We start from the raw sequence: 19,775 nt of genomic DNA on the forward strand, positions 1-19,775 counted from the left end.
GGGCGTGCGTGCCGCGTGTCGGTACCGGGGCGTGCGTGCCGCGCGTCCGGGACCGGGGCGTGCGTGCCGCGCGTCCGGGACCGGGATGGGCCGCGCGCCCGCCCCCGGGGCGGCCCCGGTAGCCAGGAGCCGACGCAGGGGCCCTGATCGGCAGTCGAACGTGCGTACTTTAGGACAGCGATGTCCTGAATTGTCGACGGGTTTGTAACAGCGGTTAGGCCGGACCGGCGACGCGGGCATCTCATCGGCATGAACCAGCCCAACACTTCCCTCCCCTCCCTCACCGAGGCCACTCCCGGCCCCCACCCCCTCCGGGGCGTCGTGTCCGGTGCGCAGCTGCGGGCCCGAGGGCTCGCGCCGTCGCGGGTCGCGGAGCAGTGCCGGCCCGGTGGGGCATGGCAGGTGCTGCTGCCAGGGGTGTACCTGCTGCACGCGGGTCCGCCCACCGGCGAGGAGCGGCTGCACGCCGCGCTGCTGTACGCCGGCCGGCCCGTCCTGCCGGCCCAGCGACGGAACTCGGCCCCGTACGGCGAAGCCATGGTCACCGGGCTCGCCGCGCTCGCACTGCACGGGTTCTCCGCGGGGCCGCCACTGACGGCGCTGGAAGTAGTGGACGTGCTCGTGCCGCGTACGCGTCGGCTGCGGTCCACCGGGTGTGCCCGGCTGCTGAGGGGACACACGATGCCGGTCGCGGAGCAGATCACCGGCGTCCCCGTCGCGCCCGCGCCCCGCGCGCTCGCCGACGCCGTGGCGCAGCTGGACGACACGCGGTTGATCGGCCGGCTGATGACGGAGGCCGTGCGCGGCGGACACTGTGAGCCGGCCGCTCTGGTGCGGGAGTTGAGCGACGCCCGGCTGCTGGACCGGCCGAACGTCGTGTGCGCCGTGGACGACCTGCTCGCCGAGGGCCGGACGCTGGCCGAGGGCCGGTTGTACGGGCTGGTGCGCGACGGCGGTCTGCCCGACCCGCTGTGGAACGTGGACCTGCGTCTTCCCGGCGGTCCCCGCCTCGGCGGGGTGGACGCGTACTGGCCGGAGCAGGCCGTCGCCGTGGAGCTGGACACCCGCGCACCCCGCCACGACGAGGACGCCGAGTGGTCGCGGTACGCGCGCAGGCGGGATCACCTGGAGCGTCTGGGCATCACCGTCGTGCACCTGACGCCCCGCAAGCTGCGGGAGGCGCCCGAGCAGCAGGCGACCGTGGTGCGGACGGCGCTGATGGCCGCGGCGGACCGCGAGCCGGCCGCCTACGTGGTCGTGCTGCCCCGCTGAACGGCCCTGCCGAGGGCGGGCCTGGAACGCCACAGCTCCAGGCCGACGTCGACGAGTTCCACACGATCGAGGTCAGGCACTGCCGCCAGGGAGTGCCAGGCGGCCAGGTCCGTCGAACCGTTGGTCTCGTTGCGCAGTTCGCCGCCGGTGATCCGGCCCTCGTACACGATCCGCAGCCCCTGGAAGTCGGCGAACGCGCCCAGTTTGCGCGGGTAGCGGCGGCGTACCGAGTCGAGGCCGAGCAGGGCCGTCATCTCCGAGGTGTGCCCGGTCTCCTCGGCCACCTCGCGGACGACGGTGTCGAGGGGGTCCTCGCCGTGGTCCATTCCTCCGCCGGGCAGCGTCCACTTCTTCGTGCCGTCACGCGCGACCCACCGGGCGAGCAGGATCTGATCGTCCCGTATGCAGACGGCGTACGCCGCGACCCTCAACTCCTTGTTCATTGGGTGAGATTAGCGGCCGACCAGACTCGAGGGGGCAATAACACCCGATTCGTACCGCATGGCGCAGGACATCCTGTGGCGGAAATACGCCATGAACACATCCCGTCTCAATCAACCCTCCACAAACCCCTGTCATTTACGACAGGCTGAGCGGTCATCCGGCACCGTATTCCGGACCCTTTCTTTCACAAACAGGGATGCTGATGACCCCCCAATCTGAGAGCTCCGCAACAGGACGCTCGACGCCCGGTCACAGACGCGTCGCCCGCGTCGCCGCGGCCGCCTCGATGGTGGCCGCGCTCGTCGCCGCCGGCGTCGTGCCGGCCTTCGCCTCTGCTCCCGCCGAGGACCCGGCCGGCAGCAAGGAAGTGAAGACCGCCAAGTCCTCTTCGGACAAGCTCGGTGCGGCCGACGAGGAACTGCTCGCCGAGGCCGAGGCCAAGGGCGAGAAGAGTGTCACCGTGATGGTGGCCACCGCTCCGGGAGCGACCGAGCAGGTCGCCGACCAGTTGGACGCCGTCAAGGGCTCCGTCGTCGGTCGCACCTTCGACGAGCTCGGCTATGTGCGTGCCACGCTGCCCACGGACAAGGCGGAGGCGGCTCTCAAGTCGGCCGCCAAGCTCTCCAGCGTGCACGGCATCGACCTCAAGCACGAGATCGAGCTGGACGACCCGACCCCGGCCGGTGACACCGTCAAGGCCGCGGGCACCGCCGACGCGCAGGTCGGGCAGTACCCGGCCCCCGACGGCAGGACGCCGGCGAAGAACCCGTACAACCCGTCCTTCGAGACCGGCGCGGTGGACTTCGTCAAGAAGCACCCGAAGGCCGACGGCCGCGGCGTGACCATCGGTGTCCTCGACTCCGGTGTCGACATCGCCCACCCGGCGCTGCAGAAGACCACCACCGGCGAGCGCAAGATCGTCGACTGGGTCACGGCGACGGACCCGGTGGCCGACGGCGACCGCACCTGGCTGCGGATGAACACGGCCGTCTCCGGCCCGACGTTCGCCGTGAACGGGCGCACCTACAGCGCCCCGGCCGGCGCCCACCGCTTCAACCTGTTCGCCGAGGCCGCCACCAAGGGCGGCGACATGGCCGGCGACCTGAACCGGGACGGCGACACCACCGACGTCTGGGCGGTCCTCTACGACGAGGGCACCCGGACCGCGCGCGTCGACCTGAACAACGACGCCGACTTCACCAACGACACGCTGATGAAGCCGTACAAGAACGGCTTCCAGGTCGGCTACTTCGGCAAGGACGACCCCAAGACCGAGATCGCCGAGCGGATCCCGTTCGTCATCGAGGTCCGCACGGACGTCGTCTACAACAGTGCCGGTGCGACCGCCGACTACGTCAACATCGGCGTCATCGAGGGCTCGCACGGCACGCACGTCGCCGGTATCACCGCCGCCAACAGCCTCTTCGGCGGCAGGATGAACGGTGCCGCGCCCGGCGCGAAGATAGTGTCCTCCCGCGCCTGCACCTGGAGCGGCGGCTGCACCAACATCGCGCTCACCGAGGGCATGGCCGACCTGGTCATCAACCGCGGCGTGGACATCGTCAACATGTCCATCGGCGGTCTGCCGGCGCTGAACGACGGCAACAACGCGCGTGCCGAGCTCTACACCCGGCTCATCGACACCTACGGCGTCCAGCTGGTGATCTCGGCCGGCAACTCCGGTCCGGGCACCAACACGCTCGGCGACCCGGCCGTGGCCGACAAGGTGATCTCCGTCGGCGCGTCCATCTCCAAGGAGACCTGGGCCGCCAACTACGGCTCCGGTGTCGAGAAGCCGTACGCGATGCTGCCCTTCTCCTCCCGCGGTCCGCGCGAGGACGGCGGCTTCACGCCGACGCTCACCGCGCCCGGCGCGGCGGTCAACACCACGCAGACCTGGTCGCCCGGCGGCCCGGTGGCCGAGGCCGGCTACCAGCTGCCTCCCGGCTACTCGATGATGCAGGGCACCTCGATGTCCTCGCCGCAGGCGGCCGGCGCGGCCGCGCTGCTGATCTCCGCCGCGAAGCAGCACGGCATCGAGCTCACCCCGGCGCAGCTGCGCACCGCTCTCACCAGCACCGCCGACCGCATCGACGGTGTGCAGGCGCACGAGCAGGGCGCGGGTCTGATCAACGTCGTCGACGCCTGGAAGCAGATCGAGCGCGGCGTCGCCGCCCACGAGTACGCGGTCAAGGCACCGGTCGACACGGCGATCGACTTCGCCCTCAAGACGCCGGGCTTCGGCACCGGCCTCTACGACCGTGAGGGTGGTCTGAAGGTCGGCGGGAGCAAGACGTACGACGTCACCATCACCCGCACGACCGGCCCGAAGAAGGCGGTCGAGCACACGCTGCGCTGGAAGAACAACGACGGCACCTTCCGTCTGCTCAGCGGCTCCAAGGTGCGGCTCCCGCTGAACCAGCCGGTCACCGTCACCGTGCAGGCCCGGCCGAAGACGGCCGGCGTGCACAGCGCGATCCTGGAGGCGAACGACCGCGGCACGGTCGGCGTGGACAAGCAGATCCTGGCCACCGTGGTCGCCACCGACCAGCTCGCGAAGCCGGGCTACACCGTCTCGAAGTCCGGTTCGGTGCAGCGCAACAGCCACACGTCGTACTTCGTCACGGTCCCCGAGGGCGCCAAGAACCTCGAGATCGCGATGGGCGGGCTCGCCGAGGGCAGCCAGACCCGGTTCATCGGCATCCACCCGTACGGCGTGCCGTCGGACCCGACGTCGACGATCAACTGCTACCCGAACTACACCAACCCGGCGAACACCTGCCGTCCGGACGTCCGGTCCTACGAGAACCCGATGCCGGGTGTCTGGGAGATCGAGGTCGAGTCGCGGCGCACGTCCCCGCTGCTGGACAACCCGTACAAGCTGGACGTGACGGTGCTCGGCGCCGACTTCGACCCGGCCGTCAAGACGCTCCCCGAGGCGAAGGTCGGCACGCCGACCGCCGTGGAGTGGAACGTCACCAACGGCTTCGGGGCGATCGACGGCAAGCTGGCCGGCGGTTCCCTGGGCTCGGCGAAGGTCGCCCGTCCGTCGATCGCGGACGGCGAGTCGCAGCAGTCCACCGTCACCATCGGTGAGGGCGTGGAGCGCCTCGACGTGGCGATCGGCTCGACGTCCGACACCGGCGCTGACCTGGACCTGGTGGTCCTCAAGGACGGCGCCGTGGTCGGCCAGGCCGCGGACGGCGACTCCGAGGAGGCGGTGAGCCTGATCAAGCCGGCCGCCGGCACCTACACGATCGTGGTCGACGGTTACTCGGTCCCGGCCGGGACCACCGAGTTCGACTACCGCGATGTGTTCTTCTCCCCGTCGCTCGGCACGCTCAAGGTCGACACCGGCAAGACGGTCCAGCTGGCCAACGGTGCTTCCGCCCAGGTCGGCGCCGAGGTCGTGGTCGCCGGCGCGGCTCCCGAGGGACGCCAGTTCTTCGGTGAGGTGCAGCTGCTGAACAGCCGCGGCACGGTCGCGGGCGCGGGCAGCGTGGTGATCGGCAAGATCACCGAGTAGCACGCGGGTCTGCACGACGGCGGGGCGGGCGCTTCGGGAAGCGCCCGCCCCGCCTGCATGTTCTGTCTCACACGTCCCGCCCATCGGACAACGGATTGGACAAGGTGAGTGGGGACATACGCATCATGGAGCGGCACCAGGCCGCAGATACGTACGGAGGAGTCCCCGTGAAGGTCGGAATCGTCGGAGCCACCGGGCAGGTCGGCACGGTCATGCGCAGGATCCTTGCCGAGCGGAAGTTCCCGGTGGACGAGCTCCGGCTGTTCGCCTCGGCCCGTTCCGCGGGGTCCACGATCGAGTGGGAGGGCCGGGAGATCACGGTCGAGGACGCCTCGACCGCCGACTACACGGGCCTCGACATCGCGCTCTTCTCCGCCGGCGGCGCGACCTCCAAGGCGCTCGCCGAGAAGGTCGCCGCGCAGGGCGTCGTCGTGATCGACAACTCCTCCGCCTGGCGCCGCGACCCGGAGGTGCCGCTCGTCGTCTCCGAGGTCAACCCGCACGCGATCAAGGACCGCCCCAAGGGGATCATCGCCAACCCGAACTGCACGACGATGGCCGCCATGCCGGTCCTCAAGCCGCTGCACCAGGAGGCGGGGCTCGTCTCGCTGGTCGCCACCACGTACCAGGCCGTTTCCGGCTCCGGTCTGGCGGGCGTCGCGGAGCTCGACGACCAGATCAGGGCCGTCGCCGACCGTGCGGCGGAGCTGACGCACGACGGCGAGGCGGTGGCCTTCCCCGAGCCCGGCGTCTACCAGCGCACGATCGCCTTCAACGTGCTCCCCCTGGCCGGCAACCTCGTCGACGACGGGTCCCACGAGACGGACGAGGAGCAGAAGCTCCGCAACGAGTCCCGCAAGATCCTCGAGATCCCGGAGCTCAAGGTCTCCGGCACCTGCGTCCGTGTCCCGGTCTTCTCCGGCCACTCGCTGCAGGTCAACGCCCGCTTCGCGGACCCGCTGGCCGTGGAGCGCGCCTACGAGCTGCTGAAGGACGCGCCGGGCGTGGAGCTGTCCGAGATCCCGACCCCGCTGCAGGCGGCGGGCAAGGACGCGTCCTACGTGGGGCGCATCCGCGCGGACGAGACCGTGGACAACGGTCTGGCGCTGTTCGTGTCGAACGACAACCTCCGCAAGGGCGCCGCGCTGAACGCGGTGCAGATCGCGGAGCTCGTCGCGGAGGAGCTGCGCGGCTGACGCCGCACGGCCGGTCCTGCGACAGCCCGGAGGGGGCGGGCGCCGTGTGGGCGCCCGCCCCCTCCGGGCTGTCCGCCCCTCCGGCTCGATTCCCGCCGTGACGACAGCGGACGAATCCCCAGGGCGGGTGCCCTGTGCCGCGTGGAAGGATGAGCCGCAAACATCACAACCGAGGAGATGACCGGGTGCCTGGCACAAACCTGACCCGTGAAGAGGCGCAGCAGCGTGCGCGCCTGCTCACCGTTGACTCGTACGAGATCGACCTCGATCTCTCCGGGGCGCAGGAAGGCGGGACCTACCGGTCCGAGACAACCGTGCGCTTCGCGTCCGGGGAGGCGAACGCGGAGACGTTCATCGACCTGGTCGCACCCGCGGTCCACGACGTGGTGCTGAACGGGAAGTCGCTGGACGTGGCCGCGGTCTTCCGCGACTCGCGGATCGCGCTGAAGCATCTGCGCGAGGGCGACAACGAACTGAAGGTCGTCGCCGACTGCTCGTACACGAACAGCGGCGAGGGGCTGCACCGCTTCGTCGACCCGGTGGACCAGCAGGCGTACCTCTACACGCAGTTCGAGGTGCCGGACGCGCGTCGCGTCTTCGCGAGCTTCGAGCAGCCGGACCTGAAGGCGACCTTCGCGTTCACGGTGAAGGCCCCCGAGGGCTGGACGGTCGTCTCGAACTCTCCGACGCCCGAGCCGGAGGGCCCCGACGGCAACGTCTGGCGCTTCGAGCCGACGCCGCGGATCTCGACGTACATCACGGCACTGATCGTCGGCCCGTACCACAGCGTCCACAGTTCGTACGAGAAGGACGGGCAGTCCGTGCCGCTCGGCATCTACTGCCGTCCGTCGCTGTCCGAGTACCTGGACGCCGACGCGATCTTCGACGTCACCCGGCAGGGCTTCGACTGGTTCCAGGAGAAGTTCGACTACGCGTACCCGTTCGCCAAGTACGACCAGCTGTTCGTGCCGGAGTTCAACGCCGGCGCGATGGAGAACGCGGGCGCCGTCACCATCCGCGACCAGTACGTCTTCCGCTCCAAGGTGACGGACGCGGCGTACGAGGTGCGGGCGGAGACCATCCTGCACGAGCTCGCGCACATGTGGTTCGGCGACCTCGTCACCATGGAGTGGTGGAACGACCTGTGGCTGAACGAGTCGTTCGCCACGTACACGTCGATCGCCTGCCAGGCGTACGCGCCGGGCTCCAGGTGGCCGCACTCGTGGACCACGTTCGCGAACTCGATGAAGACCTGGGCGTACCGGCAGGACCAGCTGCCGTCGACGCACCCGATCATGGCCGAGATCCGCGACCTCGATGACGTCCTGGTGAACTTCGACGGCATCACGTACGCCAAGGGTGCATCGGTTCTCAAGCAGCTCGTCGCCTACGTCGGCATGGACGAGTTCTTCCAGGGCGTGCAGGCGTACTTCAAGGCGCACGCGTTCGGCAACACCCGTCTGTCCGACCTGCTGGGCGCGCTGGAGAAGACCAGCGGCCGGGACCTGAAGACCTGGTCGAAGGCATGGCTGGAGACGGCCGGCATCAACATCCTGCGCCCCGAGATCAGCACGGACGACAGCGGCGTCATCACCGCGTTCGCCGTGAAGCAGGAGGCCCCGGCGCTCCCCGCGGGCGCCAAGGGCGAGCCGGTGCTGCGGCCGCACCGCATCGCGATCGGCCTGTACGACCTGGACGGTGCCGGGAAGCTGGTGCGCCGCGAGCGCGTGGAGCTCGATGTCGACGGCGAGCTGACCGAGGTCCCCGGGCTGGTGGGGCAGACACGTCCCGCCGTCGTCCTCCTCAACGACGACGACCTGTCGTACGCGAAGGTCCGCCTCGACGAGGTCTCGCTGAAGAACGTCACCGAGCACCTGGGCGACTTCACCGAGTCCCTGCCGCGCGCGCTGTGCTGGGCCTCGGCCTGGGACATGACCCGCGACGGCGAGCTCGCCACCCGCGACTACCTGGCGCTGGTCCTGTCCGGGATCGGCAAGGAGTCCGACATCGGCGTCGTGCAGTCGCTGCACCGGCAGGTCAAGCTGGCCATCGACCTCTACGCGGCGCCCGCCTGGCGCGAGACCGGTCTCACCCGGTGGACGGACGCGACGCTGGCGCACCTGCGCGCGGCGGAGCCGGCCAGTGACCACCAGCTGGCGTGGGCGCGGGCGTTCGCCGCGACCGCGCGCACCCCGCAGCAGCTGGACCTGCTGCAGGCGCTGCTGGACGGTACGGAGACGGTCGAGGGCCTGGCCGTGGACACCGAGCTGCGCTGGGCGTTCGTGGAACGGCTCGCCGCTGTGGGCGTCTTCGACGAGGACGACATCGCGGGCGAGTACGAGCGGGACAGGACGGCCGCCGGTGAGCGCCACGCCGCGACCGCGCGGGCGGCACGGCCCACGCCGGAGGCGAAGGCCGACGCATGGGCCTCCGTCGTCGAGAGCGACAAGCTCCCGAACGCCGTGCAGGAGTCGGTGATCGCCGGTTTCGTCCAGACCGACCAGCGTGAACTGCTCGCGCCGTACGCCGAGAAGTACTTCGCGGCGGTCAAGGGCGTGTGGGACTCCCGCAGCCACGAGATGGCGCAGCAGGTCGCGATCGGTCTGTACCCGGCGCTGCTCGTGTCGCAGGAGACGCTGGACGCGACGGACGCGTGGCTCTCGTCCGCCGAGCCGAACGCGGCGCTGCGCCGGCTGGTCTCGGAGTCGCGCGCGGGTGTCGAACGCGCGCTGAAGGCCCAGGCCGCGGACGCCGCGGCGGAGTAGTCCGCTTCCTCTCCACAGGGGCGCCCCGGAACCGTCACGGTTCCGGGGCGCCTTTGCGACGCCCCGGTGCCGGGGCGTCCTGTCAATACCCGGTGGGTGAACTCGGCGTGCCCTGTTGCCATTTACCGCCGCACAGTTCGCGTCAGGGACATGACCCGCCGTCAAACCGGTGGTCCAGACCGGGATATGCTCCGGCCCGTCGTCATAAAGATCTTCCACCGTACGATTCTGAGGATGCTGATGGTTCGACAGGGAACGTCGACCGGAAGTCCGCGACCGCCGGCCCGCCTTGTCTGGCAGCTCTCCGTCGCCGCGACCGTCGCGGCCGCGATCGCGGCCGTCTCCCTGGTCTCCGCTTCGGCCCGCACCGTCGTGGCCGCGATCTGCGTCGTCGCGGTCGTCACGGTCACCGCCGCGTGCGCCGAGGTCATGCGACGCGGCAGAACGGTGGCCCGGCTGCGGCGGACCGTCGCCGAGCAGGACGAGGCCATCGCACGGCAGGCCGCCGAGACCACCCGGCTCACCGGCGACCTGCTGCCCCAGGTCGTGGAACAGCTCCGCAAGGGCGAGTTCCCCGAGGACGTGCTGTCGTCGATCGACGCCCCGGCCGAACACCGGGCTGTGCTCCGCTCGGTCGTCGAGGCGGTGAGCGCGGAGGAGGACCTGCGCGAGTCCGCCCAGCGCGCGTTCGTGAACATCGCCCGCCGCGTTCAGGCCATCGTCCACCAGCAGGCGCAGGAACTGCGGGAGATGGAGGACCGGCACGGCCGGAACCCGAGCGTCTTCGGCGACCTGCTCCGGATCGACCACGGCACGGCTCTCATCGGCCGGCTCGCGGACTCCATCGCCGTGCTCGGCGGCGCCCGCCCGGGCCGTCAGTGGAGCAGGGCCGTACCCCTGTACAGCGTGCTGCGCGGTGCCATGTCGCGGATCCTCGACTACCAGCGGGTGGAGCTGCACTCGGTCTCGGAGGTCGCCGTCGTCGGCACCGCCGTCGAGCCGCTGATCCACGCGCTGTCCGAGCTGCTCGACAACGCCACCCGTTACTCGCCGCCGCAGACGAAGGTGCATCTGACCGCTGTCGACGTGCAGTCGGGCATCGCCATCGAGATCGAGGACGGCGGCGTCAGCATGAGCGAGGAGGCCCGCCTGCGGGCCGAGCGGATGCTCCGCCAGGCGCAGCAGGGAATCGATGTCAACGACCTGGGCGAGACCCCGCGTCTCGGCCTCGCGGTGGTCGGCCGGCTCGCCCAGGCGTACGGCTTCCAGGTCTCGCTTCGCTCGTCCGCGTACGGCGGCGTACGGGCGGTGCTCGTCGTACCGCAGGATCTGATCACCACGACCTCCTCCGCGACCGGTCTCGCGCACGGCATCGGCACCTCCTCCGGGCCTCGCGCGGCTGATTCGAACACCTACGAGCGGCTGCCGAGGCCGGTCACCGGTCCGACGGCCTCGGTCCCGGCAGCGGCCGCTGTCCCTGCGGCCGCTGTTCCTTCGGCCTCCGTTCCTGCGGCGGCCCTGGCCGGAGACGACGTACCAGTGGTGACGGAACGCACAGCGAACGGGCTGCCGCAGCGGCGCCGCAAGACCCGCGCGACCGTACCCGCCGCACCGGAGACGCCCGCCGCGTCAGCTGCGTCCGCGATGACCGCCGGGGACGGGGTCCCCGCCGCGTCCGCAGCGTCCGGTCCTCCCTCCGCCGCCTCGGAGGACGGGGCCGCAGCGCCGGTGCAGCCCGGAATGTGGCTGGCCGCGTTCCAGAGCGGCCTGTCCGGTGACACCACCCAGCCAAGCAAGGGGAACAAGCAGCCATGATTCAGCGGCAGTCCAACCAGACCAACATGGACTGGATGCTCAAGGACCTGGCGGAGGGCGTTCCGCAGACCAGAAACGTCGTCGTCCTGTCCGCCGACGGTCTGCGCATGGCCCAGTACGGCGGGGACACCGACACCGCCGACCGGCTGGCCGCCGCCTGCGCGGGGCTGCAGAGCCTGGCGGCCGCCGTCGCCTCCGAACTGCCGCACGGCGCCGGGCAGATGCGCCTGGTCGTCATCGAGATGGACGGCGGCTTCTTCTATCTGATGGCGGCGGGGGCGGGCGCGTACCTCGCGGTGCTGGCCGACGAAGGAGTGGACGCCGGGCTGATGGGCCAGCGGATGCGGGATCTCGTGCTGCGGATCGGAGAGCACCTGAGCACGCAGCCGCGGCACGAGGGACAGACCGCGTGAGCAACGCGGGCGAGGACTGGGAAGAAGGCAGTCCCGAGCGGCTCTACGTCATCACCGGCGGCCGCAGCGGATCGTCCTCGCCCACCGAGCTCGACCTGGTCACCCTGATCGTGGCCAGGTCGGGTCCCGCACCCGGAATGCAGCCGGAGCACGCGGCGATCATCCGTATCTGCCAGGCACCGCTCTCCGTGGCCGAGATCTCCGCCTACCTCGGCCTCCCCGTGAGCGTCGTGACCGTGCTGCTCAGCGATCTCCTGGCCGAGGACAAGGTGCTGGCACGCGCACCCGTCCAGGCCGCCCGTCTCCCCGACCGCGCTTTGATAGAGGCAGTGATCGATGGACTTCAAAAGCTCTGAGCAGGCCGTCGGCCCGCGGAGCGAGGACGTGCTGCCGGAGACGGCCACGGCGGCCGTCAAGGTGGTCATCGTGGGTGGATTCGGCGTCGGCAAGACGACTCTCGTCGGTTCGGTGAGCGAGATCAGGCCGCTGACGACGGAGGAGACGATGACCCAGGCCGGGGTCGGCGTCGACGACACCCACGGTGTGGAGCGCAAGACCTCCACCACCGTCGCGATGGACTTCGGCCGCATCAGCATCAACGAGGAGCTGGTGCTGTACCTGTTCGGCACTCCGGGCCAGGAACGTTTCTGGTTCCTCTGGCGTGGCCTGTTCGAGGGCGCGCTGGGCGCCGTCGTACTCGTCGACACCCGTCGGCTCGAGGTGAGTTTCGACGTCATCGGGCGGCTCGAGGAACGCGGCGTGCCGTTCGTGGTCGCCGTCAACACCTTCCCCGACGCACCGGAACACCCTCTCGAGGAGCTGCGCGCCGCACTGGACCTGCCGGCGTCGGTGCCGATCGTGCTGTGCGACGCGCGGCAGCGCGGCTCCAGCCGGGACGTCCTGATGACGCTCATGCGCTATCTCCAGACCCTTGCCACGACGCAGGAGGCGTCATGACCACTCCCGCCCCCGACGGCTCCGCCCCCACGGCCCCCGTCCCGCCGCCGGGGTGCCCGGCCCACGGCATGGCGCCGAACGCGCTGCGCCGGTTGTACGGGCCGGAGGCGGAGTCGGATCCGCGTGCGATGTACGAGCTCCTGCGCAGGGAGCACGGCGCGGTGGCACCGGTGCTGCTGCACGGGGACCTGCCGGCGTGGCTGGTGCTGGGGCACCGGGAGAACCTCGAGGTGATGCGTTCGCCGTCGCGGTTCTCCAACAACTCCCGGCTGTGGTCCATGTTCCAGCAGGGCCGGGTCGGCCAGGACTCCCCGCTCCTGCCCATGGTGGGCTGGCAGCCCATCTGCGTCTTCGCCGACGGCGCCGAACACGAGCGCCTGCGGTCGGCGGTACGGGACGGACTCGAGCAGTTCGACCGGCGCGGTATCCGACGCTATGTGATCCGGTACACGAACCAGCTGGTGGACTCCTTCGCCGCGACCGGGCAGGCGGACCTGATCGGCGATTTCGCTGAGAAGCTGCCGATGCTGGTGATGACCCAGCTGCTCGGCATGCCGGAGGAGTACGGGCCGGGGCTGGTGGACGCGGCGCTGGACCTGATGAAGGGCAGCGAGACGGCCCTCGCGAGCAACGATTTCGTCGTCGACACGCTGCGGACTCTGACCGCCAGGAAGAAGGCCGAGCCGGGCCGTGACTTCACGAGCCGGCTGATCGGACACGAGGCCGGCCTCACCGACGACGAGGTCATGGAGCACCTTCGGCTCGTCCTCGTCGCCGCGAACGAGACCACGGTCAACCTGATCGGCAACACCCTGCGCCTGGTACTCACCGACAGGCGCTTCCGTGCGAACCTGGCCGGCGGACACATGACGCTGCCCGACGCCCTGGAGCAGGTCCTGTGGGACGAGCCGCCGCTCTCCGCGGTCACGGGGCGCTGGGCCACGGGCGACACCGTGCTCGGTGGCAAGCAGATCAGCGGCGGCGACATGCTGCTGCTGGGCCTCGCGGCGGGCAACGTGGATCCGGCGATCCGGCCCGATCCGAACAGGCCACTGCTCGGGAACCGGGCTCATCTCGCCTTCAGCAGCGGCCCGCACGAGTGTCCCGGCCAGGACATCGGCCGCGCCATCGCGGACACGGGGATCGACACTCTCCTCGCCCGGCTGCCTGATCTGCAGCTCGGCGTCCCCGAGACGGAACTGCGCTCCAGTGCCGCGTGGTTGTCCCAGCGACTGGTCTCCCTGCCGGTGCGGTTCGCCCCGCCGCTGAGGAAGGGCCGGGGCACCGCACAGCAGCCCGACGAGCTCGCCTCGACCATGCCGGGTCCGCTGCCGGCGACCGTGCCGGTCGTCCCGCGGCCCGCACCGGATGCCCTGTCGGCCCAGGAATCAGGGCGGACCCCGTGGTGGAAGTCACTGCGGCGTTCCTGAAGCGTTCCGTCGCACACGACCCGATGTGGCCGGTTCACGAGGAGATCATCCGATTGGATCGGCCAATCGGGCTGAGTACTATGCGCGATAGTTGATCAGTATCGGAGTGCGGGTCAGACGTACCAACGGGCGTCGACACAGGGCACACCGACATCGAGAGGCAGGCCGCCGTGGAGCCCGAGTTGTCCGTTCCGCCGATCTTCTCTCCCATCCCACCGGCGATCCACCCCAGCCACGCCGACATCGATGTACAGACGGCGGCCTGGGCAGAAACGTTTCGTATCGGCTCGGACGAACTGCGCGGCAAACTCGTCACCCAGGCGATCGGCACCTTCTCCGCACGCATCCTGCCCGAAGGGCGGGAGGAAGTCGTCTCCCTTCTCGCGGACTTCGTCCTGTGGCTGTTCGGCGTCGACGACGGCCACTGCGAGGAGGGCGAACTCGGCCACCGGCCCGGCGAGCTGGCCGGTCTTCTGCACCGCCTGATCCGCGTGGCGCAGAACCCCGAGGCGCCGATGATGCAGGACGACACGCTGGCCGCCGGCCTGCGCGACCTGCGGACGCGGGTCGACCGCTACGGGACCGCCGGTCAGGCGGCCCGCTGGGTGGACGCCCTGGGCGAGTACTTCTTCTCCGTCGTCTGGGAGGCCGCGCACCGGCGTGCGGGCACGGTTCCCGACCTCAACGACTACACCCTCATGCGCCTTTACGACGGCGCCACGTCCGTGGTTCTGCCGCTGCTGGAGATGGGGTACGGCTACGAGCTCCAGCCGCACGAGCGCGACAGCAGGGCGGTACGCGCAGCCGCCGAGATGGCGTCGTTCGTCATCACCTGGGACAACGACATCTTCTCCCACCACAAGGAGCGCAGGTCACAGGGCTACTACCTCAACGCCCTGCGGGTGCTGGAACAGCAGGGGGCGTCCACGAAGGAGGCCCTGAACACGGCGATAGCCCAGCGGGACCGCGTGATGTGCCTGTACCTGCGCCTGACCGAGAAACTGTCGGCGGAGGGCAGCCCGCAGTTGCGGCAGTACCTGCGCAGTCTCTCCAGTTTCATCCGCGGCGCCCAGGACTGGGGCATCAGCTCCGTGCGCTACACGACACCGGACGACCCGGCGGACCTGCCCCCGGCCTTCAGGGACACCCCCACGGACGACCGCCACGAACCACTGGACATCCCCGCCATCGCCTGGTGGTGGGAGCTCGTGCCCGCGCGTGCCGCGCGGCCGACCGGTCGCCGTCCGGTCGAGCAAAGCGTGTAGACGCCTACAGCAAAGGATGGTCCGGTGTCAGTCGGAACGCAGCCAGCCGCATTGCAGTCGGTGCCCGTCGCTCCCGGCGCGGTGCCGCTCCTCGGCCATGCCCTGAAACTGTGGCGTGACCCGCTCGGCTTCCTCAGGTCCCTGCGGGCGAGCGGTGACCTGGTCCGGGTGAACCTCGGCACCATGCCCATGTACGTGGCCACCTCCGCGGAGCTGATCCACGAGGTCACCGTGCGCCAGGCCCGCAGCTTCGAGAAGGGCCGCTTCTTCGACCGGCTGCGGCCGCTCGCGGGCGACGGCCTCGCCACGGCCGACGGTGAGGTGCACCGCAGGCACCGCAGGCTCATCCAGCCGATGTTCCATCCACAGCGGATCACCGCGTACGCGGAGGCGATGAGCTCCAACGCCCGTGCGCTCGCGGACTCCTGGACGGCGGGACAAGAGATCGAGATGGAGCAGGCGATGGCGAAGTTCGCCATCGAGACACTGGCCACGACGCTCTTCTCCACCGACATCGGGCAGCCGGCGGTGGTCGCCATTCGGGAGAACCTGCCGGTGGTTCTGCAGAACCTGCTGATACGCGCCGCGTCCCCCAAGTTCCTGGACCGTTTTCCGATCCGCCCCAACCGCGAGTTCGACGCCGCCGCGGCCCGACTGCGCTCTGTGATAGACGAGGTGGTCGCCACCACCCGCAGCGCCGGACCGAGCGAGCACAACGACCTTCTCTCCGTACTGCTCGCCGCCCGGGACTCGGAGACGGGCGAGTCCCTCACCGACACCGAGGTGCGGGACGAGCTGAGCACGATCCTCTTCGCCGGCGCGGAGACCACGGCGTCGACCCTGTCCTGGACCTTCCACCAACTGGCCCTGCACCCGCGTGTCGAGGCGGAGCTGGTGGCCGAGATCAGGGAGGTCGTCGGCGACCGTCCCGTCGCCGTCGAGGACGTCCCGAAGCTCGTGGCCGTACGCCGCGTGCTCGACGAGGTGATCCGCCTCCACGGCGTCACCATGCTGATGCGCCGCACCACCGCGCCCGTCGAACTGGGCGGCCACCTTCTCCCGGTGGGCACGGAGGTCGGCTTCAGTCTCTACGCGATGCACCGGGACCCGGCGCTCTACGACGAGCCGGACCGCTTCGATCCCGACCGCTGGCTGCCGGAGCGCCGCGGCGAGATCACTCGCCAGGCGTACATTCCGTTCGGCGCGGGCAACCGGAAGTGCATCGGCGACTCCTTCGTGTGGACCGAGGCGACCATCGCCCTCGCGACGGTGCTCGCCCGGTGGCAGCTTCGCCCCGTCCCGGGCCACACGCCCAAGGAGGTCGCCTCAGCCGTGGCCCACCCGGACCGCATGCCCATGAAGGTCCTGCCCCGCGAGGCCTGACCGGGGACAGGACGGGCGCAGACTCAAAGCCGCGCCGGACCGCCGCCACGGCCATGTGGTGCTGGCGGTCCGGCGCGGCTCCGGTCCCGGCGCTCCGCCTTCGTCCGGGGCACCAGAGCGCCCTCGTCCCGGCGTCCACCAAGCCGACGGTTCCCCAGGCGGTGGGTGCTTTCGAACCATGGCCCGCTGCCACCGAGGATCCACGGTTCGAGGGCACGGATCCGCCGACCGCGGGCATTAGCGGGCCGGCGGAGGGCCGGGCCGGCGGAGGGCCGGGCCGGCGGTGCCGCGTCCGAGAGTCGCCGAGCAGCGGCACCAGGGCGAACCCGGCGGGTCACTGGCCGAGGGCGCGTGCGCCTCCATGGACGGACCTCGAGGCCTTGGTGCTCGGCACACACGGCCGACGCCGTGCCGGCACGGCCGTCACACGGAGAGGGCGTCAGGGCCGTCGAATGCATTCGACGGGTTGTTGAAGGAGCCGAAGGCGCGGCGCGGGCGGAACGCCGGAGGGCAGACGGGCCGCCGGGCCACGGCCACCGGGACGGACAGCACGCGCCCCGGCCACGGACACCGGGGCACCGGGGTCTCCGGGCCGCCAGGTTGGTGCCGCCAGGACTCGGGGCCGCCAGGACTCGGGGCCGCCAGGACTTCGGGCATGACAAAGGCGCCCAGGGCGCATCGCACACCCGGGCGCCGTCAGGACGCGATCAGTCCTGTGTCAGCTCTGCTTCCTGGACTTGTCGAGCACCATCACCAGGCCCGCGATCACCGCGAACAGGGCGATCGGCGCCACCACGTACAGGCCGAGGGTCTCGACCACGCTCAGGCCGGGACCCGGGTCGTCGCCGTCGTCCGGGGTGAGCGCAAGCGCGGGGGACGACATGAGCAGCATCATCAGCGTCGTACCGGCCGCGACGGCGCCGGCGCGCAAGGCGTTCTTCTTGTCCACGGTCCCCAACGTAGCGAACGGCTATGACGGCCGCGCGTCCGGGGGTGCCGTACGGGCCGCGAAGACCTCCAGCAGGCGGTGCAGCCGGGGTGAGGCGGCAAGCTCCTCGAGGCCCACGGGGCGCCCCTCGGCGTCGGACACGGGCAGCCGCCAGTTCGGGTACTGGTCCCAGGTGCCCGGCAGGTTCTGCGGCCGGCGGTCGCCCACCGTGTCCGGCAGCCAGATGCCGACCATCCGGGCCGGTGTGCGCAGCAGATAGCGGTAGACGGCACGGATCCCGCCCTCCTCGTCGTCCGCGCCTTCGGGCAGCAGACCGAGGTCGCCGAGCAGGGCGAGCCACTCGGTCACGTCCGCCGTGTCCTCGGTGCGTTCCTCCTCCAGAGGACGGCCCAGCAGGCCCAGCCGGTGGCGCAGCTCCACATGGCCGCCGGTCAGCCGGGCCGCCGTGGACGGCAGATCGTGGGTGGTGGCGGTGGCGACGCAGCCCTCGCGCCACTTGGCGGGCGGCAGCGGCCGCCGGTCGCCGTCCCAGTCCCGCTCGAACCAGAGCACGGAGGTGCCGAGCACGCCCCGCCGGGAAAGCGCCTCACGCACTCCGGGCTCGACGGTGCCCAGGTCCTCCCCTATGACGACGGCGTCCGCACGGTGCGCTTCGAGGACGAGGACCGCGAGCATCGCCTCCGCGTCGTACCGCACATAGGCGCCTTCGGTCGGGGGGCTGCCCGCCGGTACCCACCAGAGCCGGAACAGACCCATCACATGATCGATGCGCAGGGCGCCCGCGTTGCGCAGGATGCCGCGCAGGAGTCCCCGGTACGGGGCGTAGTCCGACGCCGCCAGGGCATCCGGCCGCCAGGGCGGCAGCCCCCAGTCCTGACCGTGGGCGTTGAACGCGTCGGGCGGGGCGCCGACCGACATGCCCGCGGCGAACGCGTCCTGCTGCGCCCATGCGTCGGAGCCGCCGGGATGGACCCCGACGGCGAGGTCGTGGACGATGCCGACCCGCATCCCGGCCTCTCGTGCCGCCCGTCCGGCGGCGGCCAGCTGTTCGTCGGTCAGCCAGACCAGCCGGCTGTGGAAGTCGACCCGGTCGGTCAGCTCGGTCCTGGCCGCCGCCGTCTCCGGTGAGCGGGGGTCACGCAGGCCGGCCGGCCAGTCGTGCCACTGGGAGCCGTGCACCTCGGCCAGCGCGCACCAGGTGGCGTGGTCCTCCAGCGCGCGGCCCTGCTCGGCGAGGAAGGCGCAGTAGGCGGCGTGGCGTCCCGGACCGAGGGGGATGCGGTGCACGATCTCCAGCGCCTCGCGCTTGAGCTCCCAGACCGCGTCGCGGTCGATCAACGCACCCTTGGCGAGCACCGATTCACGCAGCTCCGCCCCCTTGTCACGCAACTCCTCCAGCCGCCGACGGGCGGGCGGGGCCGCGTACCCGTACTCGGGGACGTCCTCGACGCGCAGATGGACGGGGTCCGGGAAGCGGCGGGAGGAGGGGCGGTACGGGGAGGGGTCGGTGGGCGCCCCGGGTACGCCGGCGTGCAACGGGTTCACCTGGACGAAGGACGCGCCGAGGGCGCGTCCCGACCAGGTGGCGAGTTCGGCGAGATCGCCCAGGTCGCCCATGCCCCAGGAGCGGGCGGACAGAAGGGAGTAGAGCTGGACCAGGAAGCCGTGCGATCGCCCTTCGAGGCCGGGGGCGCCGTCCGGGGCGACGACGAGGGTGGCCCGGGCGGAGCGCCCGTCCGGCGCGTCCGCGCTCAACCGGTGGACACCGAGCGGCAGTTGCGGCCACGGCGCGGGGTCCGCATCGCCGTCCTCGGCCTCCGGGTCCCAGTGATCCGGGGCGGCAGGCCCCTGGGGTGGGTGGTCCGGCGTGGCAAGCCCTCGGGGCGGGCGAGCGGGAGCCGTGCCGGGGACGCCCAGGCGCAGCCGCACGGGCTCGACGCCGGCGTCGGGGTCGACGTCCGGGGCGGCGTCGGCGTCGGTGTCGGTATCGGGGGCGGCGTCGGTGTCGGGGGCGGCGCGGGGATTTTCCGGTGGGGCGGTCCAGGAGAGTTCCTCCCCCGACTCCAGCGCCACACGGAGCACCGTCCCGCCCGGCAGGACGCTCAGCTCCGGAGGAAGCCCCGGCCCCTGGCCGTCCGGGCCCTGCCACACGACCACCGTGCGCGGCAACAGCCGCTCCGTGGCCGCGCGCTCGGCCCGGTCGAGCGCCGCCCGCACCGCCTCCGGCGTGGACGCGTCGATGTCGAGCGCGGCGAGAACGGCCACGACAGTGGCGTCCGGGACCGCGACGGTGACGCCCTCGGACGGCGAGAACGTGGTGGCGACTCCGTGCAGCTCGGCAAGCCGGGCAAGGCCCATAC

14 protein-coding genes are annotated in these 19,775 nt (G+C 71.1%); 11 read left to right on the forward strand and 3 right to left on the reverse strand.

Features of this window, described 5'->3' with window-relative positions; genetic code table 11:
* Positions 1–249 precede the first annotated feature (249 nt).
* Positions 250–1,272, forward strand: coding sequence for a hypothetical protein (locus tag ACFYV1_RS20970; RefSeq protein WP_389397022.1), 1,023 nt, complete (start codon positions 250–252; stop codon positions 1,270–1,272).
* Here the strand turns inward: ACFYV1_RS20970 and ACFYV1_RS20975 are convergent.
* A complete protein-coding gene (locus tag ACFYV1_RS20975) occupies positions 1,248–1,715 on the reverse strand; it encodes an NUDIX hydrolase (RefSeq protein WP_389397023.1) in 468 nt (155 codons plus the stop codon). The two genes, ACFYV1_RS20970 and ACFYV1_RS20975, sit on opposite strands and share 25 nt — an antisense overlap.
* A 197-nt stretch (positions 1,716–1,912) precedes the next feature.
* Here ACFYV1_RS20975 and ACFYV1_RS20980 point away from each other — a divergent pair, with 197 nt between their 5' ends.
* The 10 genes from ACFYV1_RS20980 to ACFYV1_RS21025 all read left to right on the forward strand — a co-directional run bounded on the left by ACFYV1_RS20980 (position 1,913) and on the right by ACFYV1_RS21025 (position 16,466).
* On the forward strand, positions 1,913–5,242 hold the full coding sequence (locus ACFYV1_RS20980; protein ID WP_389397024.1) for a S8 family serine peptidase: 3,330 nt from the start codon (positions 1,913–1,915) through the stop codon (positions 5,240–5,242).
* A gap of 167 nt (positions 5,243–5,409) precedes the next feature.
* Complete coding sequence (locus tag ACFYV1_RS20985; RefSeq protein WP_389397025.1) at positions 5,410–6,438, forward strand: aspartate-semialdehyde dehydrogenase; 1,029 nt, start codon at positions 5,410–5,412, stop codon at positions 6,436–6,438.
* Between the two features lie 185 nt (positions 6,439–6,623).
* Positions 6,624–9,203, forward strand: a complete 2,580-nt coding sequence (pepN, locus tag ACFYV1_RS20990) for an aminopeptidase N (protein ID WP_389397026.1) — start codon at positions 6,624–6,626, stop codon at positions 9,201–9,203.
* A 240-nt stretch (positions 9,204–9,443) separates the two neighbouring features.
* A complete protein-coding gene (locus tag ACFYV1_RS20995) occupies positions 9,444–11,018 on the forward strand; it encodes a sensor histidine kinase (protein WP_389397292.1) in 1,575 nt (524 codons plus the stop codon).
* On the forward strand, positions 11,015–11,431 hold the full coding sequence (locus tag ACFYV1_RS21000) for a roadblock/LC7 domain-containing protein (RefSeq protein WP_389397027.1): 417 nt from the start codon (positions 11,015–11,017) through the stop codon (positions 11,429–11,431). The genes ACFYV1_RS20995 and ACFYV1_RS21000 overlap by 4 nt, the downstream gene beginning before the upstream one ends.
* The gene (locus tag ACFYV1_RS21005) at positions 11,428–11,787 is read left to right on the forward strand and encodes a DUF742 domain-containing protein (protein ID WP_389397028.1); all 360 of its coding nucleotides are present in this window, start codon (positions 11,428–11,430) and stop codon (positions 11,785–11,787) included. The genes ACFYV1_RS21000 and ACFYV1_RS21005 overlap by 4 nt, the downstream gene beginning before the upstream one ends.
* Positions 11,768–12,388 (forward strand): ATP/GTP-binding protein, encoded by a 621-nt coding sequence (locus ACFYV1_RS21010; RefSeq protein ID WP_389397029.1) that lies wholly within the window; start codon positions 11,768–11,770, stop codon positions 12,386–12,388. The genes ACFYV1_RS21005 and ACFYV1_RS21010 overlap by 20 nt, the downstream gene beginning before the upstream one ends.
* Entirely contained in the window at positions 12,385–13,818 is a 1,434-nt protein-coding gene (locus ACFYV1_RS21015; protein ID WP_389397030.1) for a cytochrome P450, read from the forward strand. The genes ACFYV1_RS21010 and ACFYV1_RS21015 overlap by 4 nt, the downstream gene beginning before the upstream one ends.
* A 170-nt stretch (positions 13,819–13,988) precedes the next feature.
* The gene (locus ACFYV1_RS21020; protein WP_389397031.1) at positions 13,989–15,083 is read left to right on the forward strand and encodes a selina-4(15),7(11)-diene synthase; all 1,095 of its coding nucleotides are present in this window, start codon (positions 13,989–13,991) and stop codon (positions 15,081–15,083) included.
* A gap of 24 nt (positions 15,084–15,107) precedes the next feature.
* On the forward strand, positions 15,108–16,466 hold the full coding sequence (locus ACFYV1_RS21025) for a cytochrome P450 (protein ID WP_389397032.1): 1,359 nt from the start codon (positions 15,108–15,110) through the stop codon (positions 16,464–16,466).
* A 718-nt stretch (positions 16,467–17,184) separates the two neighbouring features.
* On the opposite strand, the gene ACFYV1_RS21030 is transcribed toward ACFYV1_RS21025, so the two are convergent.
* Both ACFYV1_RS21030 and malQ read right to left on the reverse strand, forming a co-directional pair.
* Positions 17,185–17,415, reverse strand: coding sequence for a hypothetical protein (locus ACFYV1_RS21030; RefSeq protein ID WP_389397033.1), 231 nt, complete (start codon positions 17,413–17,415; stop codon positions 17,185–17,187).
* A gap of 21 nt (positions 17,416–17,436) precedes the next feature.
* The gene (gene malQ / locus ACFYV1_RS21035) at positions 17,437–19,773 is read right to left on the reverse strand and encodes a 4-alpha-glucanotransferase (RefSeq protein WP_389397034.1); all 2,337 of its coding nucleotides are present in this window, start codon (positions 19,771–19,773) and stop codon (positions 17,437–17,439) included.
* Between the last annotated feature and the right edge of the window lie 2 nt (positions 19,774–19,775).

Origin of the sequence: Streptomyces sp. NPDC003023, from assembly GCF_042888225.1 — a bacterium.
Taxonomy (GTDB): Bacteria; Actinomycetota; Actinomycetes; order Streptomycetales; family Streptomycetaceae; genus Streptomyces.

Bases quoted from the DNA above. Each gene is read 5' to 3' on its own strand.
- ACFYV1_RS20970 (WP_389397022.1), top strand. From the start codon at position 250: ATGAACCAGCCCAACACTTCCCTCCCCTCCCTCACCGAGGCCACTCCC.
- ACFYV1_RS20975 (WP_389397023.1), bottom strand. From the start codon at position 1,715: ATGAACAAGGAGTTGAGGGTCGCGGCGTACGCCGTCTGCATACGGGAC.
- ACFYV1_RS20980 (WP_389397024.1), top strand. From the start codon at position 1,913: ATGCTGATGACCCCCCAATCTGAGAGCTCCGCAACAGGACGCTCGACG.
- ACFYV1_RS20995 (WP_389397292.1), top strand. From the start codon at position 9,444: ATGGTTCGACAGGGAACGTCGACCGGAAGTCCGCGACCGCCGGCCCGC.
- ACFYV1_RS21000 (WP_389397027.1), top strand. From the start codon at position 11,015: ATGATTCAGCGGCAGTCCAACCAGACCAACATGGACTGGATGCTCAAG.
- ACFYV1_RS21010 (WP_389397029.1), top strand. From the start codon at position 11,768: ATGGACTTCAAAAGCTCTGAGCAGGCCGTCGGCCCGCGGAGCGAGGAC.
- ACFYV1_RS21015 (WP_389397030.1), top strand. From the start codon at position 12,385: ATGACCACTCCCGCCCCCGACGGCTCCGCCCCCACGGCCCCCGTCCCG.
- malQ (WP_389397034.1), bottom strand. From the start codon at position 19,773: ATGGGCCTTGCCCGGCTTGCCGAGCTGCACGGAGTCGCCACCACGTTC.